This window comes from Pseudomonas sp. LBUM1656 (assembly GCF_059716065.1).
This window is the reverse complement of sequence record NZ_CP166800.1, coordinates 1,355,958-1,382,318: the sequence shown is the minus strand read 5'-3', so window position 1 is coordinate 1,382,318 and position 26,361 is coordinate 1,355,958. Positions and strand designations below refer to the sequence as shown.

25 protein-coding genes and 2 tRNA genes are annotated in these 26,361 nt (G+C 59.7%); 22 read left to right on the top strand and 5 right to left on the bottom strand.

From position 1 onward, the window contains the following. Positions 1-50 precede the first annotated feature (50 nt). The 4 genes from ACA072_RS06095 to ACA072_RS06080 all read left to right on the top strand — a co-directional run bounded on the left by ACA072_RS06095 (position 51) and on the right by ACA072_RS06080 (position 1,885). Positions 51-548, top strand: coding sequence for a DUF6231 family protein (locus ACA072_RS06095; RefSeq protein ID WP_497623612.1), 498 nt, complete (start codon positions 51-53; stop codon positions 546-548). A gap of 4 nt (positions 549-552) precedes the next feature. Beyond that, positions 553-1,029: a YchJ family protein gene (locus ACA072_RS06090; RefSeq protein WP_497623611.1), complete on the top strand. Its 477-nt coding sequence runs from the start codon at positions 553-555 to the stop codon at positions 1,027-1,029. Between the two features lie 155 nt (positions 1,030-1,184). Further along, on the top strand, positions 1,185-1,679 hold the full coding sequence (locus ACA072_RS06085) for an LEA/WHy family protein (protein WP_497623610.1): 495 nt from the start codon (positions 1,185-1,187) through the stop codon (positions 1,677-1,679). Continuing rightward, complete coding sequence (locus ACA072_RS06080; RefSeq protein WP_007906737.1) at positions 1,676-1,885, top strand: SEC-C metal-binding domain-containing protein; 210 nt, start codon at positions 1,676-1,678, stop codon at positions 1,883-1,885. Before ACA072_RS06085 ends, ACA072_RS06080 begins: the two co-directional genes overlap by 4 nt. Positions 1,886-2,086: 201 nt before the next feature. Here ACA072_RS06080 and ACA072_RS06075 read toward each other — a convergent pair whose 3' ends face one another. Beyond that, the gene (locus tag ACA072_RS06075) at positions 2,087-2,644 is read right to left on the bottom strand and encodes a cysteine hydrolase family protein (protein WP_497623609.1); all 558 of its coding nucleotides are present in this window, start codon (positions 2,642-2,644) and stop codon (positions 2,087-2,089) included. A 145-nt stretch (positions 2,645-2,789) separates the two neighbouring features. On the opposite strand from ACA072_RS06075, the gene ACA072_RS06070 reads away from it, so the two are divergent. The 11 genes from ACA072_RS06070 (at position 2,790) to pdeM (ending at position 16,770) form a co-directional block, all read left to right on the top strand. Next, a complete protein-coding gene (locus tag ACA072_RS06070; protein ID WP_497623608.1) occupies positions 2,790-3,434 on the top strand; it encodes a glutathione binding-like protein in 645 nt (214 codons plus the stop codon). Positions 3,435-3,642: 208 nt separating this feature from the next. Further along, positions 3,643-6,093, top strand: a complete 2,451-nt coding sequence (locus ACA072_RS06065) for a penicillin acylase family protein (RefSeq protein ID WP_497623607.1) — start codon at positions 3,643-3,645, stop codon at positions 6,091-6,093. 191 nt (positions 6,094-6,284) lie between these two features. After that, positions 6,285-7,319: a ligase-associated DNA damage response exonuclease gene (locus tag ACA072_RS06060; RefSeq protein ID WP_497623606.1), complete on the top strand. Its 1,035-nt coding sequence runs from the start codon at positions 6,285-6,287 to the stop codon at positions 7,317-7,319. Further along, positions 7,316-9,004, top strand: a complete 1,689-nt coding sequence (locus ACA072_RS06055; protein WP_497623605.1) for an ATP-dependent DNA ligase — start codon at positions 7,316-7,318, stop codon at positions 9,002-9,004. Before ACA072_RS06060 ends, ACA072_RS06055 begins: the two co-directional genes overlap by 4 nt. 311 nt (positions 9,005-9,315) lie before the next feature. Continuing rightward, a complete protein-coding gene (locus ACA072_RS06050; protein WP_462025880.1) occupies positions 9,316-10,098 on the top strand; it encodes a transporter substrate-binding domain-containing protein in 783 nt (260 codons plus the stop codon). 56 nt (positions 10,099-10,154) lie between these two features. Beyond that, a complete protein-coding gene (locus tag ACA072_RS06045; protein ID WP_497623604.1) occupies positions 10,155-10,883 on the top strand; it encodes an ABC transporter permease in 729 nt (242 codons plus the stop codon). Further along, positions 10,880-11,590 (top strand): ABC transporter permease, encoded by a 711-nt coding sequence (locus ACA072_RS06040; RefSeq protein WP_109628272.1) that lies wholly within the window; start codon positions 10,880-10,882, stop codon positions 11,588-11,590. Before ACA072_RS06045 ends, ACA072_RS06040 begins: the two co-directional genes overlap by 4 nt. A 22-nt stretch (positions 11,591-11,612) precedes the next feature. Continuing rightward, the gene (locus ACA072_RS06035; RefSeq protein WP_497623603.1) at positions 11,613-12,731 is read left to right on the top strand and encodes a succinylglutamate desuccinylase/aspartoacylase family protein; all 1,119 of its coding nucleotides are present in this window, start codon (positions 11,613-11,615) and stop codon (positions 12,729-12,731) included. Positions 12,732-12,744: 13 nt separating this feature from the next. Beyond that, on the top strand, positions 12,745-13,509 hold the full coding sequence (locus tag ACA072_RS06030) for an ABC transporter ATP-binding protein (RefSeq protein WP_219096827.1): 765 nt from the start codon (positions 12,745-12,747) through the stop codon (positions 13,507-13,509). A 118-nt stretch (positions 13,510-13,627) separates the two neighbouring features. Next, positions 13,628-16,114 (top strand): ligase-associated DNA damage response DEXH box helicase, encoded by a 2,487-nt coding sequence (locus ACA072_RS06025; RefSeq protein ID WP_497623602.1) that lies wholly within the window; start codon positions 13,628-13,630, stop codon positions 16,112-16,114. Further along, the gene (gene pdeM / locus ACA072_RS06020) at positions 16,114-16,770 is read left to right on the top strand and encodes a ligase-associated DNA damage response endonuclease PdeM (RefSeq protein ID WP_497623601.1); all 657 of its coding nucleotides are present in this window, start codon (positions 16,114-16,116) and stop codon (positions 16,768-16,770) included. Before ACA072_RS06025 ends, pdeM begins: the two co-directional genes overlap by 1 nt. 47 nt (positions 16,771-16,817) lie before the next feature. Here pdeM and ACA072_RS06015 read toward each other — a convergent pair whose 3' ends face one another. Continuing rightward, the gene (locus ACA072_RS06015) at positions 16,818-17,027 is read right to left on the bottom strand and encodes a hypothetical protein (protein WP_150630745.1); all 210 of its coding nucleotides are present in this window, start codon (positions 17,025-17,027) and stop codon (positions 16,818-16,820) included. Between the two features lie 105 nt (positions 17,028-17,132). Further along, positions 17,133-17,699, bottom strand: a complete 567-nt coding sequence (gene dcd / locus ACA072_RS06010) for a dCTP deaminase (RefSeq protein ID WP_010462661.1) — start codon at positions 17,697-17,699, stop codon at positions 17,133-17,135. A 354-nt stretch (positions 17,700-18,053) separates the two neighbouring features. Here dcd and ACA072_RS06005 point away from each other — a divergent pair, with 354 nt between their 5' ends. Further along, entirely contained in the window at positions 18,054-18,263 is a 210-nt protein-coding gene (locus tag ACA072_RS06005; protein WP_002554837.1) for a cold-shock protein, read from the top strand. A 112-nt stretch (positions 18,264-18,375) separates the two neighbouring features. On the opposite strand, the gene ACA072_RS06000 is transcribed toward ACA072_RS06005, so the two are convergent. Beyond that, positions 18,376-19,383, bottom strand: a complete 1,008-nt coding sequence (locus ACA072_RS06000; RefSeq protein ID WP_497623600.1) for a DUF481 domain-containing protein — start codon at positions 19,381-19,383, stop codon at positions 18,376-18,378. Between the two features lie 163 nt (positions 19,384-19,546). Between ACA072_RS06000 and ACA072_RS05995 the strand changes: the two genes are divergently transcribed. The 4 genes from ACA072_RS05995 to ACA072_RS05980 all read left to right on the top strand — a co-directional run bounded on the left by ACA072_RS05995 (position 19,547) and on the right by ACA072_RS05980 (position 24,321). Continuing rightward, positions 19,547-19,900, top strand: coding sequence for an MGMT family protein (locus tag ACA072_RS05995; RefSeq protein WP_497623599.1), 354 nt, complete (start codon positions 19,547-19,549; stop codon positions 19,898-19,900). A 44-nt stretch (positions 19,901-19,944) separates the two neighbouring features. Beyond that, positions 19,945-21,504 (top strand): AmpG family muropeptide MFS transporter, encoded by a 1,560-nt coding sequence (locus ACA072_RS05990; RefSeq protein ID WP_497623598.1) that lies wholly within the window; start codon positions 19,945-19,947, stop codon positions 21,502-21,504. Positions 21,505-21,634: 130 nt separating this feature from the next. Beyond that, positions 21,635-23,350 (top strand): proline--tRNA ligase, encoded by a 1,716-nt coding sequence (locus ACA072_RS05985; protein WP_497623597.1) that lies wholly within the window; start codon positions 21,635-21,637, stop codon positions 23,348-23,350. Between the two features lie 17 nt (positions 23,351-23,367). Further along, complete coding sequence (locus ACA072_RS05980; protein ID WP_497623596.1) at positions 23,368-24,321, top strand: hypothetical protein; 954 nt, start codon at positions 23,368-23,370, stop codon at positions 24,319-24,321. A gap of 141 nt (positions 24,322-24,462) precedes the next feature. Here ACA072_RS05980 and dinB read toward each other — a convergent pair whose 3' ends face one another. Then, the gene (gene dinB / locus ACA072_RS05975; protein ID WP_497623595.1) at positions 24,463-25,524 is read right to left on the bottom strand and encodes a DNA polymerase IV; all 1,062 of its coding nucleotides are present in this window, start codon (positions 25,522-25,524) and stop codon (positions 24,463-24,465) included. A 301-nt stretch (positions 25,525-25,825) separates the two neighbouring features. On the opposite strand from dinB, the gene ACA072_RS05970 reads away from it, so the two are divergent. Then, positions 25,826-25,902 (top strand) — tRNA-Met (locus tag ACA072_RS05970). 207 nt (positions 25,903-26,109) lie between these two features. Further along, positions 26,110-26,186, top strand: a tRNA-Met gene (locus ACA072_RS05965). Positions 26,187-26,361 lie beyond the last annotated feature (175 nt).

Here is a 26,361-nt window from a genome sequence, read left to right as displayed (position 1 = left end):
GCCCGGACGTTTGAGCAGGCTAGTCTTGGTGCTCTGATTGAGGATCTCTGATGATTGCAGGTATTTCTTCGCGCACGCCCCAGCAGGCGTTGGCCGCTTTGCTGGATCGATACGCCCCCGCGCGTCTGTTGTTGATCGGCGCCAGCGCGTTTCCCGCGCTTGAGGCTTTCAAGCTCGCGCACCCGGATTGCTGTGTGGCCTTTGCTGCTCCCGGGCCACTGCCGGCCGAACTGGCGGCGCGCCGTTTTGACCTGGCGCTGGTGGTCGATTGCCTTGAACACCTGCCAAAGCGCGACGGTCTGAATCTGTTAGGCGGGATTCGTAATCTGAACGCCAGTCGCATTGCGGTGCTGGCGGATCTGCCGGCCAGCGGCTGGCAGGAGACGGATTTCTTTTCCCTGGCCTTGCAAGCCAGTGAACGCTTCCAGCGCGATGAGCAAGTGCTGACGCTGTTCACCTACGATCTGCTTGACTATAAACAGGTGCCCGACTGGCTCAACTCGCGGTTCTGGGCCAATCCGGAAAACTTCGGGAAATATTGGTGGTAACGCAATGAGTACATCCATTTGCCCTTGCGGCAGCGGCACCCTGCTCGATGCCTGCTGCGGCCATTACCATGCAGGACATCCGGCGCCGTGTGCTGAAGCGTTGATGCGCTCTCGCTACAGCGCCTATGTGTTGGGGCTGATCGACTACCTGGTGAGCACCACCCTGCCCGCACAACAGACCGGCCTGGATCGTCAGTCCATCAGCGACTGGAGCGCGCAAAGCACCTGGCTGGGCCTTGAAGTGGAAAGCTCCGAGGTATTGGGCGGTCAACCGGAACACGCGTTCGTTACCTTCACCGCGCGCTGGCATGACGGTGGCGGTGAACACAGTCACCGCGAGCGCTCCTCGTTCGTGCAGAACGCCGGACGCTGGTACTTCATCGACCCCACTGTGCAACTCAAGGCCGGTCGTAATGATGCCTGTCCGTGCGCCAGCGGGCAGAAATTCAAGAAGTGTTGTGCGGGGTATTTCGGCAGTTGAGGTGAACCCTGTAGCAGCTGGCGGAGCCTGCGTTCGGCTGCACAGCAGACGCAAGTCCTGCTGACTCGGTCCGCCTGAAACACAGCGTTGCCTGATTTCACGACTGCTTCGCAGCCGGACGCAGGCTTCGCCAGCTGCTACAAGGAGACGTCACCATGACCACCCAGCGGCGCGTGTTACAGATGCTTACCTTGCTCCTGTTTCTCGGGCTCGGCGGCTGCGCGTCCTGGTTCGGTGACGATCTGCCCGATCCGCAGGTGCATCTGGTGAAGGTCGAAGTGGTCCGGGCGAAATTGATGGAGCAGAAATTCATCCTGCACTTTCGCGTCGACAACCCCAACGACAGCGACCTGACCGTGCGCGGCCTCGAATACCGCATTCACCTGGGCGACATGCTGCTGGCCGAAGGCGAGCATGAACACTGGTTCACCGTCGGCCCCAAGCGCAGCGCCTATTTCAAGGTGCCGATCCGCACCAACCTGTGGCCCAAGGTGCGGGACGTGGTGAAAATGCTGAAAAAACCCGATCAGCCCATCCCCTATCGGCTGGAAGGTGAAATGGAAACCGGTTTATTCATCGCGCACTACGTGCACCTGGCGCGCAATGGCGTGATAATCCCCGCCGATTTAATTCCGGAGCAAAACCGATGACCCAGCAACCCCATGTCCATGGCCCTGACTGCAACCACGATCATGACCATCACGACCACCATGATCACGACCATGGCCATGTCCACGGCCCGAACTGCGGCCACGCCCACCAGGAACCGGTGCGCAATGCCCTGAAAGACGTCGGCCGCAACGACCCTTGCCCATGTGGCAACGGCAAGAAATTCAAGAAGTGCCACGGCGCTTGATGCTTCGGGCGAAGCTCTTCTTCGCCGGTTGAATCGCTATCGCGAGCAAACTCGCTCCTACAGGGTTATGTGGCGGACACAAAATAGGTGACCACCCATACTCCAATGTGGGAGCGGGCTTGCTCGCGAAAGCGGTGTAACTGACAAATGGATCGTGACTGTGCCGACGCCTTCGCGAGCAAGCCCGCTCCCACAGGGATTTCAGTCAGCCTTCAAAATTTGTGTGCTGCTGACCACCGTCGCATATTCCCCATGTAAATTCCCCAGCGACATTGCATGCACTTCTTCAGCTGAATGCGCGTGGCCAAAATAATCGGCCTTGTCGAACGTAAAGCACGCATCCTCCGCCACCCACGCCTCAAACCCCAGATTCCCGGCGGTTCGCGCGGTGGACTCCACCGAGTTGTGGGTCGCAACGCCAACGATGATCAACTGCTCGATCCCCGCCTCGCGCAAACTCGACTCCAGCCCCGTCGCACAAAACGCATCCGGCACTTGTTTGGAAATCAGCTGCTCGCCGGCCAACGGCTGGAAACGTTCCTGAATCTCCACACCCGATTGCTGCGGCCAGAACACTGAATCCGGAGAGCGGGAAAGATGCTGCACATGAATCACCGGCCGCCCGGTTCGACGCCAATACGCGAGCAAATCAAGAATTCGTTCTTCGGCCTGAGGATTATTTCGGCGACCGAGTCTGGGCTGCAGGATGCCTTTTTGCTGGTCGATGATGATCAGTGCTGCGTTGGTCTTGAGCTCCATGCCGACTTCTCTCACACCAGGTCATTGAATTTCACACACTTCAGCATCACCTCCTCTTGCAGGCAAGCCATCGAATGCAAACAGGACGACCTGATGCCCGCGGTCGCTGTCCGACCCTACGACGTCTCTTGATGTGGAGTACTTCATGATCGACCTGTATTACTGGACCACCCCCAACGGCCACAAAATCTCGATATTCCTGGAAGAAGCCGCCCTGCCGTACAACGTGCACCCGATCAACATCAGCCAGAACGAGCAGTTCCAACCGCATTTCCTGAAAATCTCCCCGAACAACAGAATCCCGGCCATCGTCGATCACGAGCCCGTCGATGGCGGTGAACCGCTGTCGGTGTTCGAGTCGGGGGCGATTTTGCTGTACCTGGCGGAGAAGACCGGCAAGTTCCTGCCCAAAGACCTGCGCGGTCGTCAGCAAGCGCTGCAGTGGTTGTTCTGGCAGATGGGCGGCCTGGGACCGATGGCCGGGCAAAATCATCACTTCAGCCAGTTCGCGCCTGAGAAAATCCCTTACGCGATCAAACGCTATATCGATGAAACGGCCCGCCTCTATGGGGTGCTCGACAAACAGCTGGCCGATAAAGACTTCGTCGCCGGTGACGAGTACAGCATTGCCGACATGGCGATTTACCCGTGGATCGTTTCCCACAAATGGCAGAGCCAGAACCTGGAAGACTTCCCCAACGTGCTGCGCTGGTTCAACCACATCCAGAACCGTCCTGCGACCGTAAAAGCCTATGCCTTGGCGGCCAAGGTCAACCCACCAAAACCCTGACCTCGGATCGTTCCCACGCTCTGCGTGGGAATGCCTCAACGGACGCTCCGCGTCCGCTTTTGGGACGCGGAGCGTCCCGGGCTGCATTCCCACGCAGAGCGTGGGAACGATCATCGTGAAGAAATAACCCTGCCGCCGCTTGCGCGCCCTCCTCCTGCTCTCTAACGTAGCGCCTTTATTGCGCCTCTACCCCCGCAGGAGCTTTGCCATGGCCTCGCCAGCCCTTACACATTTTCTTCCCCGGTTCGGCGTTGCCGCAGCAGTGGCCGGTGTTTTGAGCCTGACCGGTTGTCAGACCTGGAACACCCAGGACACCCTCGCGCCAACCACCGGCGTGCAGCCGCTCAAGGGCCTGGCGCAGAACGTTTCGGTACGCCGCAATGCCATGGGCATGCCGCTGATCGAAAGCAACAGCTTCCACGACGCACTGTTCGCCCTCGGCTACGTCCACGCCAGCGACCGCCTCACGCAAATGGTCACCTTGCGCCTGCTGGCCCAGGGCCGTTTGTCGGAGATGTCCGGTTCGGACCTGCTGGACGCCGACCGCTACATGCGCGCCGTCAACCTGAAGAAAAGCGCGGGCGAGTTGTACAAAGCGTCTTCACCGCGTCTCAAACGTTTCTTCGAAGTCTATGCGCGTGGCGTCAACGCCTACCTGTTCCGCTTCCGCGACAAGCTGCCGGCCGACCTCGCCGCCACCGGCTACAAGCCTGAATACTGGAAACCGGAAGATTCGGCGCTGATTTTCTGCCTGCTGAACTTCAGCCAGTCCGCCAACCTGCCGGAAGAAATTTCCGCGCTGATGCTGGCCCAGACCGTCACCACCGACAAACTCGGCTGGCTGACGCCGTCCGCGCCCGACGAAAAACTGCCGCTGGGCGAAGCCGAAAAACTCCAGGGCATCAAGCTCAATGGAGCCATCCTGGGCCTGGCCGACCTCAGCAAAGCCGTCGGGCAACTGTCCGACCTGAATCTGTTGGGCGCTACCTCGTCGAACAACTGGGCCATCGGCCCGCAACGCAGCCGCAGTGGCAAAAGCCTGCTGGCCAGCGACAGCCATGGCCCGTTGGGTGTGCCGTCGTTGTTCAGCTACGTGCAGATTCGCGCACCGAAATACCAGGCCTCTGGCGTGACGATCGCCGGTTTGCCCATGGTCCTCGGCGGTTTCAACGGCAAAGTGGCGTGGAGCATGACTTCGGTCATGGGCGACAACCAGGACCTGTTCCTGGAGAAAATCAAACGCCAGGGCAACGGCCTTACTTATGAAGTCGGCGGCAAATGGCAGCCGGCGATCGTGCGCAACGAAACCTACTTCGTCAAAGGCCAGCGGCCGATTCGCGAAGTCGTCTACGAAACCCGCCACGGGCCTCTGCTCAACAGCGCTCAAGGCACGACACTGGCCAATGGTTTCGGCCTGGCCTTGCAGACGCCGAACTTCACCGATGATAAAACCCTGGACGCGTTTTTCGACCTGTCACGGGCGCAGACCGTCGAGAAAGCCTCGGACGCCAGCCGTGAAATCCGCGCCATCGCCTTGAACCTGGTGTTCGCCGACGCCAGCAATATCGGCTGGCAGGTCACCGGGCGTTACCCGAACCGCCGCGAAGGTGAAGGCCTGCTGCCGTCTCCGGGCTGGGAAGGTCGCTACGACTGGGACGGTTACGCCGACCCGATGCTCCACCCGTACGACCAGGACCCTGCTCAAGGCTGGCTCGGCACCGCCAACCAGCGGGTCATTCCCCATGGCTACGGCATGCAGTTGTCCAATTCCTGGTCGGCACCGGAGCGTGGCGAACGCCTGGCCGAACTGGCGGGTGTGGGCAAACAGGACACGCGCAGCGTGATCGCGATGCAATACGACCAGACCACGAAGTTCGCCGCCAAACTGAAGAAAATGTTTGAAGCACCGGGCATGGCCCAACCGCTCAAACAGGCCATCGAAGCACTGCCGGTGGCCGATCGCGGCAAGGCTCGCGAGGCGTTTACCCGCTTGATGGCGTTTGACGGCAAACTCAGCCCGACCTCCGCGGATGCGGCGATCTACGAACTGTTCCTTCAGGAAAGCACCAAACAAATCTTCCTCGATGAACTGGGCCCCGAAAGCGGCCCGGCGTGGAAAGCCTTTATCGCCAACGGCAAGTTGTCCTACGCGGCGCAGGCCGACCACCTGCTGGGCCGTGAAGACAGTCCGTTCTGGGATGACGCGCGCACGCCGCAGAAAGAAGACAAACCGGCAATCCTCGCCCGCAGCCTGGCGGCGGCAATCAGCGCCGGTGACAGCCAATTGGGCGGCGATCACAAAGCCTGGCAGTGGGGCAAACTGCACCGCTATGAGTGGAAGAATGCCAGCGGCCAGACCGTGCGCGGTCCATTGGCGGCCGGAGGCGATCACACGACGCTGAACACTGCGGCGTTCACCTGGGGCCAGGACTTCAACACCACGCTGGCACCGGCCATGCGCTTTATCGTTGATTTCGGCCAGGCGGAACCGTTGATGGGGCAGAACGGCACCGGTCAGTCCGGCAACCCGGCGAGCCCGAATTACCTCGACAGCATTGATCCATGGCTGAAGGGGCAATACATGAGCCTGCCGATGCAACCGCAGAACTTTGACAAGGCTTATGGCAAGACACGGCTGACCCTGACGCCTGGCAAGTAAGGCAAAAGGCAAGATCAAAAGATCGCAGCCTCGTTTCACTCGACAGCTCCTACATGGATACGCGTTTCAATGTAGGAGCTGTCGAGTGAAACGAGGCTGCGATCTTTTGCTTCTGATCTCTGAAAAATCAATAGAACTTCTGGCTTCGCGCAAACCTCATAGCTAACAAGTCCCCCCATTTGGGTAACAACATGGATCTTGTTATCGCGCGCCCCGAAGGTTTGTACTGCCCCGCCGGCGATTTCTATATCGACCCGTGGCGGCCGGTCGAGCGTTCGGTCATCACGCATGCTCACGGCGACCATGCCCGTACCGGCAACCAGCATTACCTGGCGGCCGCGCCCGGCGAAGGGATTTTGCGTGCGCGACTGGGCCAGGACATCAACTTGCAAACCCTGCCCTATGGCGACCGCTTGCAGCACCACGGCGTCACCTTGAGTTTTCACCCGGCCGGCCATGTCCTCGGCTCTGCCCAAGTGCGCCTGGAATACGGCGGTGAAGTCTGGGTGGCCTCGGGGGATTACAAAATCGAGCCCGACGGCACCTGCGCGCCGTTCGAACCGGTGCGGTGCCATACCTTCATCACCGAGTCGACTTTTGGCCTGCCGATTTATCGCTGGCAACCCCAGGCGCAGGTCTTCGCGGAGATCAATCAGTGGTGGCAGGCCAATGCCGCCGTCGACAGAACCAGCGTGCTGTTCTGTTACTCCTTCGGTAAGGCCCAGCGAATTCTCCACGGTATCGATGCCAGCCTCGGCCCCATTTTGGTGCACGGCGCGGTAGAACCGCTGAACAAGGTGTATCGCGAGAGCGGCGTTTATATCCCGCCGACGATCTATGCCGGCGATGTCCTGAAAAGTGACCCGATGATGCGCAAAGCGCTGGTCATCGCCCCGCCATCGGCCGGCGCCAGCACCTGGATGCGCCGGTTTGGCGATTACAGCGATGGCTTCGCCAGTGGCTGGATGCGCTTGCGCGGCACACGGCGCAGACGCGGTGTCGACCGTGGCTTTGTGCTGTCGGACCACGCCGACTGGCCCGGCCTGCTCTGGGCCATTGAACAGACCGGCGCCGAACGGGTGATGGTCACCCACGGTTCGGTGGCGGTACTGGTGCGTCATCTGCGCGAGCAAGGCCTGGATGCCATGGGTTTCAGCACAGAATACGGCGACGATGAGGAAGATAACGCCACCGTCGAAACAGAGAGCGCCGAGGTGCTGCCATGAAGGCTTTCGCCGAGCTGTATGCCGAACTCGACGCTACCACTTCAAGCAATGCCAAACTGGCCGCCATGCAGTCCTACTTTGCCCAGGCCGCCCCCGAAGACGCCGCGTGGGCGGTGTACTTTTTGTCCGGTGGGCGCCCACGGCAACTGGTGCCGGTACGCGTGCTGCGTGAGCTGGCCGTCGAGTTTTCCGGAATTGAACCCTGGCTGTTCGAAGAGAGTTACCAGGCGGTCGGCGATCTGGCGGAAACGATTTCGCTGGTCCTGCCCGAAACCCTGCACAGCTCCACCGACGGGCTAGCGGTATGGATTGAAGACAAACTGCTGCCACTGCGCGGCGAATCCCCGGAAGCCCTCGTCCAACGACTGCCCGCGCTCTGGGCGCAACTGGACCGCCACAGCCTGATGCTCTGCATCAAACTCATTACCGGCAGTTTCCGCGTCGGCGTCTCCAAGCTGTTGGTAACCCGTGCCCTGGCGGCCATGGCCGGGCTAGACAGCAAACGCGTGGCCCAGCGACTGGTCGGTTACACCGACCTGTCCAATCGTCCGAGTGCTGCCAGCTACCTGAAATTGATCGCACCGGAATCGTCCGACGAACATGCCCAACGCGGTGGCCAGCCCTACCCGTTTTTCCTGGCCCACGCTTTATCACAACCGGTCGAGCAGTTCGAAGCAATGCTCGGTCCGGCGACCCAGTGGCAAGTGGAATGGAAGTGGGATGGCATTCGCGCTCAGGTGGTCAAGCGTGAGGGGCGCCTTTGGATCTGGTCACGCGGCGAAGAACTGGTGACCGAGCGCTTTCCCGAACTCGACAGCCTGTTGCACGGTTTGCCGGACGGGACAGTGATCGATGGTGAAATCGTCGCCTGGAGAGCTCCTCGACCGAACACCGACGATGCCTTCAACCCGCAATCGCCGGCCGCTCCCGCGGTCATGCCGTTCGCCTTGTTGCAGCAGCGAATCGGCCGCAAAACCCTGGACAGGAAAATTCTCGAAGAAGTGCCCGTGGTGGTCCTCGCCTACGACCTGCTGGAATGGCAAGGCGAGGACTGGCGCAGTCAGCCTCAGGTGAAGCGCCGCGCGCAACTGGACCAACTCGTCGCTACCTGCAACAACCCGGTGTTACTCACCTCACCGGTGCTGACCGGCGAAGACTGGTTCGACCTCGCCAGACAACGCGAAGCCTCTCGCAGCCTCGGTGTCGAAGGCATGATGCTCAAGGCCCGGGATGCGCTGTATGGCGTTGGCCGGACCAAGGACATGGGCGTCTGGTGGAAATGGAAAGTCGACCCCTTCAGCGTCGACGCGGTGCTGATTTATGCGCAGCGCGGTCATGGTCGCCGGGCGAGTCTTTACAGTGATTACACCTTCGCGGTCTGGGACGGGCCGGCTGACGCCAGCGAACGTGCCCTGGTGCCGTTTGCCAAAGCCTATTCCGGGCTGACCGACGAGGAAATGCGTCAGGTCGACAGTATCGTGCGCAAGACCACAGTGGAGAAATTCGGCCCGGTGAGCAGTGTGAAACCGAGCCTGGTGTTCGAGCTGGGGTTTGAGGGCATTGCCCTGTCGAAACGGCACAAGAGCGGGATTGCCGTGCGATTTCCGCGGATGTTGAGGTGGCGGCAGGACAAGTCGGTGGAAGAAGCAGACAACCTCGCAACGTTGCAGGATTTACTGGGCTAACCCAATCCTCCCTGTGGGAGCGGGCTTGCTCGCGAAAGCGGAGTGTCAGTTGATACAAATGTGCCTGACGCACCGCTTTCGCGAACAAGCCCGCTCCCACAGGAATTTGTGCCATTCTGAACCAAGATGGTGCAGCAATTTTCCGACGCCCGATTTCGTGCACAAATCCCCGTTTGCCATTTCTTGAATCACCTTTTAAACGCTTGTTCGGGACTCTGGTTCGGAAATTGCTACTTTCATTAGGTCTTACGCTTTCCAGTAACAATAATTCTGCGCCACAAGCGCTCATATTGGTTCTTAGGGATTGAATAATGAAAAAAGCATTGCTGACCCTTTCTGCACTGGCGTTGTGCATGGCGGCTGGTTCCGCCATGGCGAAGGAATACAAAGAACTGCGTTTTGGCGTTGACCCTTCCTATGCTCCGTTCGAGTCGAAAGCGGCCGACGGCAGCCTGGTGGGCTTTGACATCGATCTGGGGAACGCAATCTGCGCCGAGCTGAAGGTCAAGTGCAAATGGGTCGAAAGCGATTTCGACGGCATGATTCCGGGTCTCAAGGCCAATAAATTCGACGGTGTGATCTCTTCGATGACCGTCACCCCTGCCCGCGAAAAAGTCATCGACTTCTCCAGCGAGCTGTTCTCCGGCCCAACCGCTTACGTGTTCAAGAAGGGTTCCGGCCTGAGCGAAGACGTCGCTTCGCTGAAGGGCAAGACCGTTGGCTACGAGCAAGGCACCATCCAGGAAGCCTATGCCAAGGCCGTATTGGACAAGGCTGGCGTGAAAACCCAGGCCTATCAGAACCAGGATCAGGTGTATTCCGACCTGATGTCGGGTCGTCTCGACGCGGCGATCCAGGACATGCTGCAAGCCGAACTGGGCTTCTTGAAGTCGCCAAAGGGCGAAGGCTACGAAGTCAGCAAGCCGGTTGACAGCGAATTGCTGCCGGCCAAAACAGCTATCGGTATCTCTAAAGGTAACAAAGACCTCAAGGCACTTTTGGATAAAGGTATCAAAGCGTTACACGACGATGGCACCTACGCCACCATTCAGAAGAAACACTTTGGCGATCTGAATCTGTACAGCGGCAAATAATGCCCGGCGCCCATCTCGCGATGGGCGCTTTTTTCACCCGATCAGGTTGCTGATTTATGTTCGAAAACCTATTACAAAACCTGGGGCTCTCAGCCTTCAGCATAAAGGGCTTCGGTCCGTTGCTGATGGAAGGCACCTGGATGACCATCAAATTATCGGCATTGTCGCTGCTGGTGGCCGTATTGCTCGGCCTGCTCGGCGCCACCGCCAAACTGTCAAAAGTCAAACTGGTGCGGGTTCCAGCCCAGATCTACACCACGCTGATTCGCGGCGTGCCGGACCTGGTGCTGATGCTGCTGATTTTCTACAGCCTGCAAACCTGGTTGACGTCGTTCACCGATTTCATGGAATGGGAATACATCGAGATCAACCCGTTCAGCGCCGGGGTCATCACCCTGGGCTTCATTTATGGCGCGTATTTCACCGAAACCTTTCGCGGGGCGATTCTCTCGGTGCCTCGGGGTCAGGTCGAAGCCGCCACCGCTTATGGCCTTAAACGCGGACAGCGTTTTCGAATCGTGGTGTTCCCGCAAATGATGCGTTTCGCCCTGCCGGGTATCGGTAACAACTGGATGGTGATGCTCAAGGCCACCGCGCTGGTGTCGATCATCGGCCTTGCCGATTTGGTCAAGGCTGCACAGGACGCCGGTAAAAGCACCTATCAACTGTTTTACTTCCTGGTGCTTGCCGCGCTGATTTACCTGGCCATCACCAGCGCCTCGAACGTCGTCCTGCGCTGGCTCGAACGCCGTTACGCCGCCGGTTCCCGGGAGGCCGTACGATGATCGAACTCTTGCAGGAATACTGGAAACCCTTCCTCTATACCGACGGCTACAACATCACCGGGCTGGCCATGACCATGTGGCTGCTGACCGCCTCGATTGTCATCGGCTTCCTGGTGTCGATCCCGCTGTCCATTGCCCGGGTATCGCCGCATTTCTACATTCGCTGGCCGGTGCAGTTCTACACCTACCTGTTCCGCGGCACGCCGCTGTATATCCAGCTGCTGATTTGCTACACCGGTATCTACAGCCTGGCCGCGGTGCGTGCGCAACCGGTGCTGGATGCGTTCTTTCGCGATGCGATGAACTGCACGATCCTGGCCTTCGCCCTGAACACCTGCGCCTACACCACGGAGATTTTCGCCGGGGCGATCCGCAGCATGGCCCATGGTGAAGTCGAAGCGGCCAAGGCCTACGGCCTGACAGGCTGGAAGCTGTATGCCTACGTGATCATGCCGTCAGCCCTGCGTCGCTCGTTGCCTTATTACAGCAACGAAGTGATTCTGATGCTGCACTCGACCACCGTGGCGTTCACCGCGACCATCCCCGACATCCTGAAAGTCGCGCGGGACGCCAACTCGGCGACCTTCCTGACCTTCCAGTCGTTCGGCATCGCCGCGCTGATTTACCTGACGATTACCTTTGCGCTGGTCGGCCTGTTCCGCCTCGCCGAACGCCGATGGCTGGCGTTCCTCGGGCCGACCCACTAGGACCAGGAATAAAGAGACGAACATGCGCCACCAGATACATGACTTGTTGGCCCCGCTGCCGGGGACCGCACGACAGATTCACAGCTTCCACTTCGGCCCGACCTCGGCCAAAGGCAAGATCTACATCCAATCGTCCCTGCACGCCGATGAAATGCCCGGCATGCTGGTGGCCTGGCACCTCAAGCAGCGCCTGGCGGAACTTGAAGCCGCCGGCCGCCTGCGCAGCGAGATCGTGCTGGTGCCGGTGGCCAACCCGGTCGGCCTGGAGCAGGTGCTGATGGATGTACCGCTGGGCCGCTACGAGCTGGAAAGCGGGCAGAACTTCAACCGCTGGTTCGTCGACTTGAGCGAAGCGGTGGGCAACGAAATCGAAGGCCAGCTGGGCGATGATCCCCAGCGCAACCTCGAATTGATCCGTGAAAGGCTGCGCAACGCCCTCGCTGGGCAGACCGCCAGCACTCAACTGCAATCCCAGCGCCTGACCCTGCAACGGTTGGCCTGCGATGCGGACATGGTGCTGGACCTGCATTGCGATTTCGAAGCGGTCGCCCACCTCTACACCACCCCCGAAGCCTGGCCCCAGGCCGAACCGTTGGCGCGCTACATCGGTGCCGAAGCGAGCCTGCTGGCCACCGACTCCGGCGGTCAGTCGTTCGATGAATGCTTCACCTTGCTGTGGTGGCAGTTGAAAGAACGCTTCGGCGAGCATTTCAACATTCCGCTCGGCAGTATCTCGGTCACTGTCGAACTGCGTGGCCAGGGCGACGTCAATCACCCGTTGGCCAGCCTCGATTGCCAGGCGCTGATCGATTACCTGATTCACTTCGGCGCCATTGCCGGCGAAGCGGCGCCACTGCCCGAGCTGCCCTACCCCGCCACACCGCTGGCCGGCGTCGAGCCGGTGTCGACACCGGTGGGCGGCCTGCTGGTGTTCACCGCGCTGCCGGGGGAATACCTCGAAGCCGGGCAACTGATCGCCGAAATCATCGACCCGATCAATGATCGCGTCACCCCTGTTCATTGCACCGCCGCCGGCCTGATGTACGCCCGCTCGCTGCGGCGCATGGCCACTGCCGGCATGGTGATCGCGCACGTCGCGGGCACCGAGGCCTATCGCAGCGGCTACCTACTTTCGCCTTGAGGATGCATGCCCCATGTACAAACTGACCATCGAAGGCCTGCATAAAAGCTATGGCGATCATCATGTGCTCAAAGGCGTTTCACTCAAGGCCAACACCGGCGACGTCATCAGCCTGATTGGCGCCAGCGGCTCGGGCAAAAGTACCTTTCTGCGCTGCATCAACTTTCTCGAACAACCCAACGACGGCGCCATGACCCTGGACGGCCAGAACATCCGCATGGTCAAGGATCGCCACGGCATGCACGTGGCCGACCCCGATGAACTGCAGAAAATTCGCACGCGCCTGGCCATGGTGTTCCAGCACTTCAACTTGTGGAGCCACATGACCGTGCTGGAAAACATCACCATGGCCCCGCGCCGGGTGCTGGGTTGCAGCAAAGAGGAAGCTGAAGACCGCGCGCGGCGTTATCTCGACAAGGTCGGGCTGGCGGCGCGGGTGGCGGATCAATACCCGGCATTTCTTTCCGGTGGCCAACAGCAACGCGTGGCGATTGCGCGGGCATTGGCCATGGAACCGGAAGTCATGCTGTTCGACGAACCGACCTCGGCACTCGACCCGGAGTTGGTGGGTGAAGTGCTCCGAGTGATCCAGGGCCTCGCTGAAGAAGGCCGGACCATGATCATGGTGACTCACGAAATGAGTTTCGCCCGCAAAGTGTCGAGCCAGGTGTTGTTCCTGCATCAGGGCCTGGTCGAGGAAGAAGGCGCGCCGGAAGACGTGCTAGGCAATCCGAAGAGCGAACGCTTGAAGCAGTTCCTGAGCGGCAATCTCAAATAACACTCCCCCCTTTGTAGGAGCCGGCTTGCTGGCTCCTACAGGATCGCGTTTCTTCATTAAACCTTTGCCCTTGCGCCGCGGTCACTGAAAGAAGACTTTCAGAGCGCACACCGCCAGCATGGGATCCTCCCCCGACTACGCAAAACAATGGTTCAGCGCCCGCGACTGGAAGCCATTCACCTTTCAGAAGCAGGTGTGGACGGCCGTTAAACGCGGTGAGTCCGGTTTGCTGCACGCCAGCACGGGCGCCGGTAAAACCTATGCGGTCTGGTTTGCCGCGCTCAATCGCTTCGCCAAGTCGAGCGCCCCTGTAGAAACCCCTCGCAAACGCAAACCTCTTGCCGAACCGATGACGGTGCTGTGGATAACCCCCATGCGCGCCTTGGCCGCCGACACCGCTCGCGCCCTGCAAGCGCCGCTGCACGACCTGCAGATCCCGTGGAGCGTCGGCCTTCGCACCGGCGACACCAGCAGCAGCGAACGTGCACGACAGAGCCGGCGCCTGCCCACAACGCTGATCACCACCCCCGAAAGCCTGACCCTGATGCTCGCCCGTGCCGATGCGCAAACAGCGCTGTCGACCTTGCGCATGGTGGTGGTCGACGAATGGCACGAACTGCTCGGCAACAAGCGCGGCGTGCAGCTGCAACTGGCGCTCGCTCGTTTGCGGCGGTGGAATCCGGACCTGATCGTGTGGGGCGTTTCCGCGACGCTGGGTAATCAGGCCCACGCCGAACAGGTATTGATCCCACAAGGTGGCGGCATCAGCGTGCAAGGCCAGACCTCGAAGGAGCTGCAGGTCGACACCTTGCTGCCGCCGGCCATCGAGCGTTTTCCATGGGCCGGGCACATTGGCTTGAAGATGTTGCCGCAGGTCGTCGCCGAAATTGATTCAAGCCCCAGTAGCCTGGTGTTCACCAACACCCGCGCGCAATCCGAGATCTGGTATCAGGCCTTGTTGGAAGCGCGCCCCGATTGGGCCGGATTGATCGCTTTGCATCACAGCTCCCTGTCACGGGACACCCGCGACTGGGTCGAGCGGGCGCTGAAGGAAGGTCAACTCAAAGCGGTGGTCTGCACCTCAAGCCTCGATTTGGGCGTGGATTTCCTGCCGGTGGAACGGGTACTGCAAATCGGCTCGGCCAAGGGCGTGGCGCGCCTGATGCAGCGGGCCGGGCGGTCCGGTCATGCGCCGGGGCGGGTGTCACGGGTGACGCTGGTGCCGACTCACAGCCTGGAGCTGATCGAAGCCGCGGCGGCTCAAGACGCCGTGGCGCAGCGTCGCATTGAGCCCCGCCAGTCGCCGCATAAACCGCTGGATGTGCTGGTGCAGCATCTGGTCAGCATGGCGCTGGGCGGCGGGTTTGTGCCCGATGAGTTGTATGAAGAAGTCCGTGGCGCCTGGGCCTATCGAGACCTCACCGTGGAGGATTGGACCTGGGCACTGGCGTTCGTACGCCACGGAGGGCTTTCCCTGACAGCCTATCCGGATTATCGCCGGGTCGAGCCTGACGAGCAGGGCATCTGGCGCGTACCGGATGCGCGACTGGCGCGACGGCATCGCATGAGCATCGGCACCATCGTCAGCGATGCGAGCATTCAGCTGAAGTTCTGGAGCAAGGGCGGTGGCGGCAAGCAGCTGGGCAGTGTTGAGGAAGGCTTTATTGCGCGACTCAAACCGGGCGACGGTTTTCTGTTCGCCGGGCGCTTGCTGGAATTGGTGCGGGTGGAAAACATGACCGCTTACGTCAAACGCAGCACCGCGAAAAAAGCCGCGGTGCCGCGCTGGAATGGCGGGCGGATGCCACTTTCCAACGAACTGGCGCAAGCGGTGGTCATGCGCTTCAGTGCGGCACAGCAAGGCGAGTTCATCGGCCCGGAGATGGGGGCGCTGCGGTCGCTGCTGGAGGTGCAACAACGCTGGTCCGGTCTGCCGACCTCAAACACGTTGCTGGCCGAAGCGCTGAAATCCCGCGAAGGCTGGCACCTGTTCCTTTACCCCTTTGCCGGACGCCAGGTGCATCTGGGACTGGCGAGTTTGCTGGCGTGGCGAGTCAGCCAGCAGCAGGCGGTGACGTTTTCCATCGCGGTCAACGATTACGGACTCGAATTGCTCAGCGCCACGGCTGTGGACTGGTCAAAGGTATTGACCCCCGAACTGTTGAGCCCCGAGCATTTGTTGGAAGACGTGCTCGCCAGTCTGAATGCCGGCGAACTGGCGCTTCGTCGCTTTCGGGAAATCGCGCGAATTGCCGGTCTGGTGTTTGCCGGCTACCCCGGCGCACCGAAAAGCACGCGGCAGGTTCAAGCCTCCAGCGGGCTGTTCTTCGAGGTGTTCAAGCAGTACGACGCGGGGAATCTGTTACTGGCCCAGGCCGGAGAAGAAGTCCTACGGGAAGAACTGGATATTCATCGCCTGGAACAGACGTTGGCGCGCATCAATCAACTGAAAATGGACTTGCACCCGATCAAACGTCCTACACCACTGGGGTTTCCCCTGCTGGTTGAGCGCATGCGGGAAAGCATGAGCTCGGAAAAACTCGCGGACCGAATCCGACGCATGGTCACCGACCTTGAAAAAACTGCCGAAACCGGAAAAACCTGATGAGTACGCCCTATCCCGTGCAACTGGCCGGTGAAGAACTGTGGTTGCTGCCGGAAAAAGCCATTTACTGGCCGGCGCAACAAGCGTTGCTGATCGCCGACGTGCATTTTGGTAAGGCGGCAGCGTATCGAAGCCTGGGTCAGCCGGTGCCCCATGGCACCACCGCCAGCAATGTCGCGGTGCTGGACGGGCTGTTGGACGCCCTGCCCTGCCGTCAGCTGATTTTCCTGGGGGACTTTCTGCACGGGCCTGGCTCCCATGCCACCGGCACGTTAAGCGCACTGGCGGATTGGCGGGCGCGGCACCCGGACCTGCCGATGACGCTGATCCGCGGCAACCACGACAAACGCGCGGGGGACCCGCCCGCCTCGTTGAACATTCGCGTAGTGCCTGAGCCGATGTTGCTCGGACCGTTCGCCTTGCAACATGAGCCCGATCCCCATCCGCAGCGGCATGTGCTCGCCGGGCATGTGCATCCGGTTTATCGGCTGAACGGCAGAGGTCGGCAGCGTTTGCGCCTGGCGTGTTTCAGATTGGGAGAGGACATCAGCCTGCTCCCTGCCTTCGGCGCATTTACCGGCGGGTATCAGGTCGAACGGGACGACAGCTGCAGGATTTTTGTCATCGGCGACAAAGAAATATGGCCAGTCAGCTGAAGTCTTCAGGGACTACAGCTGACTGGCCATTCATTTTCGACGCCAGATCAGGCTACGGGCGCGGGAGGCGGCTCATCCGGCAGGGTGGGCTCACCGGGCTCGGTAGGTTGTTCGTTGGGGGTATCGGGATCAGGCTGGCCGGGGATGCCCCCTGCCATGCTGATAGGTGGATGTGCCAACAAGGACCAGGCCAACACGCCAACCTGATTGGGCTCAAGCCTTGCCAGTTCGGCACTTATTTGCGGATCGATCTTCATAAAGCACTCCTGAGCAATGGCCCGTCCGCTGTGCGCGAACCGGGCAGTACACCCAATAGAGTGTCTACCCGCTCAAGAATTCCCGCGACCTGCCAGATGAATGGATCAGGTGCGTGGCAGGGTCACGCCGCGTTGGCCCTGGTACTTGCCGCCACGGTCCTTATAGGACACTTCGCACTCTTCGTCGGATTCAAGAAACAGCATCTGCGCCACGCCTTCGTTGGCATAGATCTTCGCCGGCAGGTTAGTGGTGTTCGAGAATTCCAGGGTCACGTGGCCCTCCCACTCAGGCTCAAGCGGGGTGACGTTGACGATGATGCCGCAGCGGGCGTAGGTGCTTTTGCCCAGGCAGATGGTCAATACGTTGCGCGGAATACGGAAGTATTCGACGGTGCTGGCCAGGGCGAAAGAGTTCGGCGGGATGATGCAGACGTCGCTGTGGATGTCGACGAAGCTGCCGGCATCGAAATTTTTCGGGTCGACAATGGCCGAATTAATGTTGGTGAACACCTTGAAATGACTCGTGCAGCGAACGTCGTAGCCGTAACTCGACACACCGTAGGAGATCACACGGTTATCGTCGCTGCCGCGCACCTGGCGCTCGACGAACGGCTCGATCATGCCGTGTTCCTGCGCCATGCGGCGAATCCACTTGTCCGATTTGATGCTCATGGCGGGTGTCCTGAATAGCGAGGTGGAAAAATTCTGTCCGGCATCTTACCGGGCGCGCGCTCCGGGTTCAAAGTCCGAGGCACAATTCTCGCCGATCCCCCGTGATATCTGGGCCTACACCGTAAATCGATGCACCGTCAGTCATGAAAACAGAGAAACCTTTGCAGGAAGGATTGGCACGTTCCGGAAAAAGGGTTAAGGTGGCGCCACTGTGCTGCTTGTGTCACTGAGAATCTCTACACGATATGTTGAATTTCGATCCAACCATCTACAAGAATTTTTCCTGCTCTTTGCACTCAGTCTCGGCCAGGGTTCTTCCTGCGTCGCAGTTATCTTTGTTCAAGGAGTTACACCATGTCTAATCGCCAAACTGGTACCGTTAAGTGGTTCAACGATGAAAAAGGCTTCGGCTTCATCACTCCACAATCCGGTGACGACCTGTTCGTTCACTTCAAAGCTATCCAATCCGACGGCTTCAAAAGCCTGAAAGAAGGCCAACAGGTTTCTTTCATCGCTACCCGCGGTCAGAAAGGCATGCAAGCTGAAGAAGTTCAAGTTATCTAACTTGTACTTGCTTTAGTAAAAAGCCCCGCCCTCAAAAGCGGGGCTTTTTTGTGCCTGTGTGTTTTTTGCAGGCAAAAAAAATCGCAGCCCATGGCTGCGATTTTTTTGCGTCTTACCAGGCGACGCCAAACCCTGCGGTGTAACGGGTCTTTTCCAGATCGGCATCGTCGGTGCCGCTGATGACGTCTCGCTCGGCCTTCAGGTTAAGCGAAGCCCACTCGGTGACCTTGTAACGCAGCCCAACCTCGGCATCCAGCGCGTAATCCGCCACGCCCGACAATGGCTTGCCCACCTCGCCGTTGGTGAAGAACTCGACCTGCTTGCCGATCAGGTAACGGTTGTAGTCCCACTTCATCGCCAACGAATAGAAGTTTTCCTTGCTGCCATCGGAGAACTGATAGTCCGTGCGGTTGACCAGCGAGCCCAAGGAGAATGCGCCTAGCTCGTCATCCCAGAACTGATAACCCGGACCGGTACCCACGGTGCGCTGACGGGAGAGGTCTTCAACCTTGTCGCGTTTATAGACCGCACGACCCTGCCAGAACCATTTCTCGGTCAGGAAGCGGTCCAGCGAGTATTCGCCCCGCCAGTTGTCGGTGGTGACCACGTCATCCTGGAATTCGCGGTTGTACTCGCCTTCCGCGATATGCCGCCATTTGCCATGGCGCGCAGTGGTCTTGAAGTCGATGTCGTAGTCATCGGTATCTTTCTCCGCCCGCTGGTAATCCAGCGCCGCGTCGATATTCCCTTTCCACACCAGGTCTTCGACCACCGGCTTGGGCTTGAGGATCTGCTGGATACTGGCCAACTCGACGGTCTTGGGCGCCTCGCCATTTTCCAGCGTGACCTTGCCATCGTCTGCCGCATGCAGCGACTTTGCCTTCTCGCCGGTGTAGGCATCCTGCTTGACCAGTAATTCCTGATCACTTTCCAGGGTCTTGACCTGTTTCCAGTCGATCGGGATCGCACCGGCATACTCGGTCTGGATCAGCAATTTACCGCCATCGAACAGCGTGATCTTGCCGCTCAATTTGTCACCGTTCTTCAACCAGACGGTATCAGCGAGCAACGGCGTGGAGGCACTGAGGACAGCGAGGCACAACAGGGTTCTGGACACCATAAGCAGATACAGGCTCAAGTTTGCGAAAAAAAGTCGGCATTATCCCTGAGAATAAGACCCTAGCAAGGACTGACCCGACTATTTCTATTGAGTTCATTTCTCAATTGCCAATCCACGACTTACTCTACAAACGGTAAGGCGACCTTTTTCAGGAACCACGGACGTGACCGACTCAACCGCTGAAACCGACAGTGCGGGGCAAATCCGACGCACGGCTCTCTACTTGACCCTCGCGCAAGTGCCCGAAGGCAAAGTGGTGAGCTATGGCCAACTCGCCGAGCTGGCCGGATTGGGCCGCGCCGCTCGCTGGGTCGGACGCACACTAAGCCAACTGCCCGGCGACACTAAACTGCCGTGGCACCGCGTACTCGGTGCCGGCGGCCGGATCAGCCTGCCCGTGGGCAGTCCTTCGGGGGATGAGCAGCGCGCGCGACTACGCTCCGAAGGGGTCAGTATCCTGAACAATCGTGTTGATATTCAGCGCCATGGCTGGCGCCCGGTAGAGCACAGCGGTTAGAGTGCGCGCTTTGTTTCCGTAATTCTTGAGGCAGACTCCAGCCCATGCCCCGTAAAACCTGGCGCGCCGCGCTCGCCGCCTATGCCAGCCCCTCGACGCTTGTGTTGTTGTTGCTTGGTTTCGCCGCCGGCCTGCCCTACATGCTGGTGTTTTCGACGCTCTCCGTCTGGCTGCGTGAGGCCGGTGTGGCCCGCGAAACCATCGGCTATGCAAGCCTGATCGGCTTGGCCTATGCCTTTAAATGGGTCTGGTCCCCGCTGCTCGACCAATGGCGCCTGCCATTCCTCGGCAAGCTGGGTCGACGACGTTCCTGGCTGGTGCTTTCCCAGGCGCTGGTGATCCTCGGCCTGATCGGGATGGGTTTCTGCGACCCGCAAAAGCATTTGTCCTGGCTGATCGCCATCGCCGTGGTCGTTGCCTTCGCCTCGGCCACGCAGGACATCGCGGTAGACGCCTATCGCCTGGAAATCGCCGACGACACGCGCCAGGCCGCGCTCGCGGCCAGCTATATGTCTGGCTATCGGATCGCCGCATTGCTGGCGACGGCCGGCGCGCTGTTTTTCGCTGAAGGCTTCGGCTCCACCGGCTTCAACTACAAGCATTCGGCCTGGGCCGGCACCTACTTGCTGTTTGGCGCCCTGATGGTTCCGGCGCTGCTGACCACGCTGTTCATGCGCGAACCGCCCGTCCCCCTGCGCACGCAACTTCAGGCCGGTCGCTACAGTTTCATGCATCAGCTGATGTCGGTGTTCGTGCTGATCGTGCTGCTGGTGTCCGTGCCGGCCATGTTTACCCAGCTCTACAACACCGATTTCGCCAGCGTGCTGTTCGAAGGCGTGAGCCCGCTCGACCTGCTGCTCGAAGACCGCGCCTTCCTGCGAGCCATCCTCTATACCACGCTCACGTTTATGTGCCTGTCGGCCATGGGCCGCCGTGGCCTGGCGCCGGTGCTGACGCCGATCAACGACTTCATTCTGCGATACCGCTGGCAGGCGTTCCTGTTGCTCGGGCTGATCGCCACCTACCGCATGTCCGACACGGTCATGGGCGTGATGGCCAACGTGTTCTACATCGACCAGGGCTTCACCAAGGACCAGATCGCCAGCGTCAGCAAAATCTTCGGCCTGATCATGACCCTGGTCGGCGCCGGCATGGGCGGCCTGCTGATCGTGCGTTTCGGCATCCTGCCGATCCTGCTGATCGGCGGCATCGCGTCGGCCGGCACCAACCTGCTGTTCCTGATGCTCGCCGACATGGGCGCCAACCTGAACATGCTGATCCTGACCATTTCCCTGGACAACTTCAGCTCGGGCCTGGCGACGTCGGCGTTCGTCGCCTACCTGTCGAGCCTGACCAACCTCAAGTTCTCGGCCACCCAGTACGCCCTGCTCAGTTCGATCATGCTCCTGCTGCCACGCCTGATCGGCGGCTATTCAGGGGTCATGGTGGAGAAATTCGGTTACCACAACTTCTTCCTGATCACGGCGCTGCTGGGCGTTCCGACCCTGCTGTTGATCGCCCTGCACTGGTTCCAGGAGAGCCGCCGTGCAGGTCCGACGCCGACACCCGAACCGGTGCCGACCCAGGTCGCGGAAGAATCGTAGGACATTTCGCAGAGGGCGCGACGATTCCCGCCCTCGTGCCACACCGCCGACCGCACGCCTGTACGCCAGCAGATCTCGCCCGTACAATGCTCCGTCATTTCTCGTCATCAGCAACCGACAACGGCCAACCATGCGCACCAGTCAATTTTTGCTCGCCACACAGAAAGAAACGCCTTCCGACGCGGTCGTCATCAGCCATCAGCTGATGCTGCGCGCCGGCATGATCCGCAAACTCGCCTCGGGCCTCTACACCTGGCTGCCGATGGGCTTGCGAGTGATGCGCAAGGTCGAAGCCGTCGTTCGTGAAGAAATGAACGCCGCGGGCTCTCTCGAAGTGTTGATGCCGAGCACCCAACCGGCTGAGTTGTGGCAGGAATCCGGTCGCTGGGAAGAGTACGGCCCTGAATTGCTGCGCTTCAAGGATCGCCACGGTCGCGACTTCTGCGCCGGCCCGACTCACGAAGAAGTGATCACCGACCTGATGCGCAACGAGTTGAGCAGCTACAAACAGCTGCCGATCAACCTGTACCAGATCCAGACCAAGTTCCGTGACGAAATCCGCCCACGCTTCGGTTTGATGCGCGGCCGCGAATTCATCATGAAGGACGCCTACTCGTTCCACGCTGACCAGCCTTCGCTGCAGGTCACCTACGACCGCATGCACCAGGCGTATTGCAACGTGTTCACCCGCCTGGGCCTGAAGTTCCGCCCTGTAGAAGCCGACAACGGCTCCATCGGCGGCGCCGGCTCCCACGAGTTCCACGTACTGGCCGAGTCCGGCGAAGACGATATCGTCTTCAGCAACGGTTCCGACTACGCCGCGAACATCGAGAAAGCCGAAGCCGTGCCGCGCGAAACCTCCCGCGCCGCGCCGACTGAAGAGCTGCGCCTGGTCGACACACCGAACGCCAAGACCATTGCGCAACTGGTCGAAGGCTTCAACCTGCCGATCGAAAAAACCATCAAGACCCTCGTGGTTCACGCTGAAGAGCAAGGCAAGCTGATTGCCCTGATCATCCGTGGCGACCACGAGCTGAACGAAATCAAGGCCGCCAACCAGCCAGGCGTTGCCAGCCCGCTGGTCATGGCGTCCGAAAGCGAACTGCGCGACGCCATTGGCGCCGGTGCTGGTTCCCTTGGCCCGATGAACCTGCCGCTGCCAATCATCATCGACCGTTCCGTCGAGCTGATGAGCGACTTCGGCATCGGTGCCAACATCGACGACAAGCACTACTTCGGCGTGAACTGGGAGCGTGATCTGCCGGTTCCGACCGTTGCCGACCTGCGTAACGTTGTCGCCGGCGACCCAAGCCCGGATGGCAAGGGCACCCTGGAAATCAAGCGCGGCATCGAAGTCGGGCACATCTTCCAGCTGGGCAACAAGTACAGCAAAGCGATGAAGTGCGAAGTGCTGGGCGAGAACGGCAAGCCGGTGACCCTGGAAATGGGTTGCTACGGCATCGGCGTTTCCCGCGTGGTGGCTGCGGCCATCGAACAGGGCAACGACGAAAAGGGAATCATCTGGAGCGACACACTGGCGCCGTTCCAGGTTGCCCTGGTGCCATTGCGCTACGAAACCGAACAGGTTCGCGAAGCCACCGACAAGCTGTATGCAGAACTGACTGCAACCGGCTTCGAAGTACTGCTGGACGATCGCGACAAGAAAACCAGCCCGGGCATCAAGTTCGCGGACATGGAGCTGATCGGCATTCCTCACCGGATCGTGGTCAGTGACCGCGGCCTCGCCGAAGGCAATCTGGAATACAAGAGCCGTACCGAACCTGAAGCGCAAGCGCTGCCGGTTGCTGACGTGCTGTCTTTCCTCCAGGCCCGTATCCGCCGCTGACACCAGATAGAGAAGTCATGTTCAAGCGAAACACCTTAGGCCTCGGTGGTGCCGCCCTGTGCGGCACCCTGCTGGTCAGCGGCTGCGCCAATCACATGTCGCAACGTAGCGAGCACGAGGAACGTGTCGAGCGCAAATTGCTCGATCACAGCCTGCAGATCGATGTCGGTGAGCCCAAGGTGCTTGAGCTGCCGCAACGGCGGGTGAAAATCCACGAGCAGAAGACGTTCGAAGTCACCGAATTCGAAGTCACGCGCCACTACGATCGCTACACGCCTTACCAACCCTGGCGGGAGGTCTACGAGATCCCGCTGGGCGCGGTGGCGGTGGTCGGCGGTGTCGGTGCGAATGTGGTCAACGTGTTCACCCTCGGCAATCTGCCGGACAGCGTGACCAAGGATTGGCTGAGCTACGGTTTTGCAGGGCTCAACCCGTTCATGAACGTGCAGTCCAACGGTCGGGCGCAGCAAAACCTGGCCGGCATCGACGAAATCCAGCTCGACAAGCGCACCGAATACTCGAGCCTGCCCTGGAGCGAGCGTCCAGTGGTGGTGAAAGCCGGCAAGGAAACCTTCGACCTGAACACCGACAAAAACGGTGTCTTACGCATTAACCTGCTGGACAGTCCGTTCGCTGAACATGACATCAATCATCTGAGCCGACTGCTGATCAGCGTCGAAGACGGTCAGGACGATGTGCATACCGATTCGTCCCTGGCAGTCAGCAGTGGCTTGCGTGGCAAGCTGCTCGAAGCGCATGGCCTGATTTATGACGACCTCGAAGACGACGAAGTGAGCCAGTGGGTACACCGGGTCAAGCGCTTGTCGGAACTGGGTCTGGAAGAAGAAGCCAGCGAGCTGGAACAAAGCCTGATCGAACTGACCCGCAATGATCCAGAGTTGCAGACCGAATTCCTCAAGTCGTTGACCAAGGATGCCGGGCGACTGGTGGCGGATCCGGGACCGAATTAAAAGCAAAAGCTTCGCTAGCAGGCTAGCTCCCACAGGGGATTCGAGGCGGTCACATATTGTGTGTCCACAGCAAATCCAATGTGGGAGCTAGCCTGCTAGCGATGACGGCCTGACGTTCACCATCACATCAAAACCCTGCCACTACCGCTCAAACAACTCCATCTGCTCAAACCCACCCCGCAAATCCTCCAGCCTGACCCCAATCCCCAACAACCGCACCGGTTTCCCGCCGCGATTGAACGCTTGGGTCAGCAACAGCTTATAACTCTGAAGATCCCGCCCTGCCCCGGCCTGCTCCAGAGTGGTCTGGGTAAAGTCATGGAATTTCACTTTGACGAACGGCTTGCCCGGCCGATAGCTGCTGTCGATCCGCGCCATGCGGCCCGCCAGGGTTTCCAGCAGCTCGGGTAATTTATCCAGACAGCTCACCAGATCCGGCAGATCCACGTCGTAGGTGTTTTCGACACTGATCGACTGCCGACGGCTGTCGTTGTGCACCAAGCGCTCATCAATCCCACGGGCAAGGCTCCAGAGTCGCTCGCCGAAACTGCCGAATTCACGCACCAGCGCCAACTTGTCCCACTCGCGTAAATGCGAGCAATCGACAATGCCGAGCTTGCCCAGCTTGTCAGCAGTCACTTTGCCCACGCCATGCAGCTTGCTGACGGGCAAACCGCTGACAAAGTCTTCCACCTGATCCGGCGTGATCACAAACAAACCGTTGGGCTTCTTCCAGTCACTGGCGATCTTGGCCAGAAACTTGTTCGGTGCCACGCCGGCCGAGACCGTGATGTGCAACTGATTGGAGACCCGGCGGCGAATGTCCTGGGCGATGCGCGTGGCGCTGCCACCGAAATGCGCACAGTCCGACACGTCGAGGTATGCCTCGTCGAGGGAAAGCGGCTCGATCAGGTCGGTGTAATCGCGAAAGATCGTGTGAATTTCCTTCGACGCTTCTCTATAGGCCTCCATGCGCGGCTTGACGATGGTCAGGTCCGGGCACAGCTTCAAGGCATGCCCGGAAGACATCGCCGAACGCACGCCATGGGCCCGCGCCTCATAGTTACAGGTGGCGATCACCCCGCGCCGATCCGCCGAACCACCCACCGCCAGGGGTTTACCTGCCAGGCGCGGGTCGTCACGCATCTCGATGGCAGCGTAGAAGCAGTCACAATCGACGTGGATGATTTTTCGCTGGTTCATATAGAAGCGGTGTTCATGGTGAAGAAAAGGGCGTAATGGCGTGTCGGATCGGCAGTATCTCACTGACACCTGTATATAGCACCAGTAGTCTGAATCTTCTTCCCCGCGGGTAGGAAAAGTACCGGTGAATTTATTTTCTTAATCGAAAACGCCCACTCGATAGAGCTGAAAGCCTTGCCATACCTGACTTGCAGCCGTTCGTCCCACCCCTTATCCCAGCTAAGCGATTGAACCAGAACAGGTTTTATCCGAATTGAAGGTTGACAGCCCCGCGTTCCTCTGTAGAATGCCGACACACAGACGCGGGATGGAGCAGTCTGGTAGCTCGTCGGGCTCATAACCCGAAGGTCGTCGGTTCAAATCCGGCTCCCGCAACCAAACATCAAAAAAGGCTACTCGAAAGAGTGGCCTTTTTTGTGCGCGTCTGTTTTGTGCCGCTATTTTTCACCAGAAGCGAGAAATCGTTCTGATTCCGAAACTTAAGCCTCCCCTGCGACCGTTCGCCGCTTATTCACGCTTATTTGACCCGGTTCCAGATTAACGGTTGACACACAGGCGTATCTCTATAGAATGCCGCCACACAGACGCGGGATGGAGCAGTCTGGTAGCTCGTCGGGCTCATAACCCGAAGGTCGTCGGTTCAAATCCGGCTCCCGCAACCAAACATCAAAAAAGGCTACTCGAAAGAGTGGCCTTTTTTGTATCTGTTGAAAAAGTCCTTTCGCAACAATGACCTGTCACTGTGTAGAGAAGCGTTCGGGATCACCCTGGCTGTGAGTTCAGACTATGCTGAATCCCAGACAGAACCCTCTACGACCAATGACATGCCATCGCCGC

Excerpts from the sequence above, each read along its gene's own strand:
- ACA072_RS06095 (WP_497623612.1), top strand. The coding sequence starts at position 51 with ATGATTGCAGGTATTTCTTCGCGCACGCCCCAGCAGGCGTTGGCCGCT.
- ACA072_RS06090 (WP_497623611.1), top strand. The coding sequence starts at position 553 with ATGAGTACATCCATTTGCCCTTGCGGCAGCGGCACCCTGCTCGATGCC.
- ACA072_RS06085 (WP_497623610.1), top strand. The coding sequence starts at position 1,185 with ATGACCACCCAGCGGCGCGTGTTACAGATGCTTACCTTGCTCCTGTTT.
- ACA072_RS06080 (WP_007906737.1), top strand. The coding sequence starts at position 1,676 with ATGACCCAGCAACCCCATGTCCATGGCCCTGACTGCAACCACGATCAT.
- ACA072_RS06075 (WP_497623609.1), bottom strand. The coding sequence starts at position 2,644 with ATGGAGCTCAAGACCAACGCAGCACTGATCATCATCGACCAGCAAAAA.
- ACA072_RS06070 (WP_497623608.1), top strand. The coding sequence starts at position 2,790 with ATGATCGACCTGTATTACTGGACCACCCCCAACGGCCACAAAATCTCG.
- ACA072_RS06065 (WP_497623607.1), top strand. The coding sequence starts at position 3,643 with ATGGCCTCGCCAGCCCTTACACATTTTCTTCCCCGGTTCGGCGTTGCC.
- ACA072_RS06060 (WP_497623606.1), top strand. The coding sequence starts at position 6,285 with ATGGATCTTGTTATCGCGCGCCCCGAAGGTTTGTACTGCCCCGCCGGC.
- ACA072_RS06055 (WP_497623605.1), top strand. The coding sequence starts at position 7,316 with ATGAAGGCTTTCGCCGAGCTGTATGCCGAACTCGACGCTACCACTTCA.
- ACA072_RS06050 (WP_462025880.1), top strand. The coding sequence starts at position 9,316 with ATGAAAAAAGCATTGCTGACCCTTTCTGCACTGGCGTTGTGCATGGCG.
- ACA072_RS06045 (WP_497623604.1), top strand. The coding sequence starts at position 10,155 with ATGTTCGAAAACCTATTACAAAACCTGGGGCTCTCAGCCTTCAGCATA.
- ACA072_RS06040 (WP_109628272.1), top strand. The coding sequence starts at position 10,880 with ATGATCGAACTCTTGCAGGAATACTGGAAACCCTTCCTCTATACCGAC.
- ACA072_RS06035 (WP_497623603.1), top strand. The coding sequence starts at position 11,613 with ATGCGCCACCAGATACATGACTTGTTGGCCCCGCTGCCGGGGACCGCA.
- ACA072_RS06030 (WP_219096827.1), top strand. The coding sequence starts at position 12,745 with ATGTACAAACTGACCATCGAAGGCCTGCATAAAAGCTATGGCGATCAT.
- ACA072_RS06025 (WP_497623602.1), top strand. The coding sequence starts at position 13,628 with ATGGGATCCTCCCCCGACTACGCAAAACAATGGTTCAGCGCCCGCGAC.
- pdeM (WP_497623601.1), top strand. The coding sequence starts at position 16,114 with ATGAGTACGCCCTATCCCGTGCAACTGGCCGGTGAAGAACTGTGGTTG.
- ACA072_RS06015 (WP_150630745.1), bottom strand. The coding sequence starts at position 17,027 with ATGAAGATCGATCCGCAAATAAGTGCCGAACTGGCAAGGCTTGAGCCC.
- dcd (WP_010462661.1), bottom strand. The coding sequence starts at position 17,699 with ATGAGCATCAAATCGGACAAGTGGATTCGCCGCATGGCGCAGGAACAC.
- ACA072_RS06005 (WP_002554837.1), top strand. The coding sequence starts at position 18,054 with ATGTCTAATCGCCAAACTGGTACCGTTAAGTGGTTCAACGATGAAAAA.
- ACA072_RS06000 (WP_497623600.1), bottom strand. The coding sequence starts at position 19,383 with ATGGTGTCCAGAACCCTGTTGTGCCTCGCTGTCCTCAGTGCCTCCACG.
- ACA072_RS05990 (WP_497623598.1), top strand. The coding sequence starts at position 19,945 with ATGCCCCGTAAAACCTGGCGCGCCGCGCTCGCCGCCTATGCCAGCCCC.
- ACA072_RS05985 (WP_497623597.1), top strand. The coding sequence starts at position 21,635 with ATGCGCACCAGTCAATTTTTGCTCGCCACACAGAAAGAAACGCCTTCC.
- ACA072_RS05980 (WP_497623596.1), top strand. The coding sequence starts at position 23,368 with ATGTTCAAGCGAAACACCTTAGGCCTCGGTGGTGCCGCCCTGTGCGGC.
- dinB (WP_497623595.1), bottom strand. The coding sequence starts at position 25,524 with ATGAACCAGCGAAAAATCATCCACGTCGATTGTGACTGCTTCTACGCT.